Origin of the sequence: Pseudomonas sp. L13, assembly GCF_009935965.1 — a bacterium.
Taxonomy (GTDB): domain Bacteria; phylum Pseudomonadota; class Gammaproteobacteria; order Pseudomonadales; family Pseudomonadaceae; genus Aquipseudomonas; species Aquipseudomonas lactis.
Map to the genome: position 1 here is coordinate 1 of NZ_QODJ01000119.1, position 341 is coordinate 341.

General features: G+C 39.9%; 1 protein-coding gene. It reads left to right on the forward strand.

Annotated features, from left to right (window positions below):
• Positions 1 to 157: 157 nt before the first annotated feature.
• Positions 158 to 341: type II toxin-antitoxin system RelB/DinJ family antitoxin (locus tag DK871_RS28110; RefSeq protein WP_218581561.1), on the forward strand; the 184-nt coding region annotated here is incomplete at its 3' end.

A 341-nucleotide genomic window follows, 5' to 3' on the forward strand; every position in this document is an offset into this window, starting at 1 on the left:
TTTTAACGCTGTTTTTGGCAGAGGCTAACGCGCTGCGCTTGTTGGCTCACAAAAACGTTTAAAATCGCCCACAGGCGATTTTAATCCGTTTTTGGAGCTTGCAAAGTTGTGTCAGTGGAATACAATGTGTGTATACAATTGTAAATACAGGTGCGTTATGGCTACTATAAATATTCGTGTGAATGATGATCTGAAAGTGCGTTCTTATGCAGCGTTAGAAAAATTAGGAATAACGCCATCAGAGTTATTGAGACAAACATTGGAATATGTTGCACAAAGAGAAAAACTGCCGTTCAAATCAGTGCTGCTAACAAGTGAAGATGAAGCGCTTATTGCTGTGG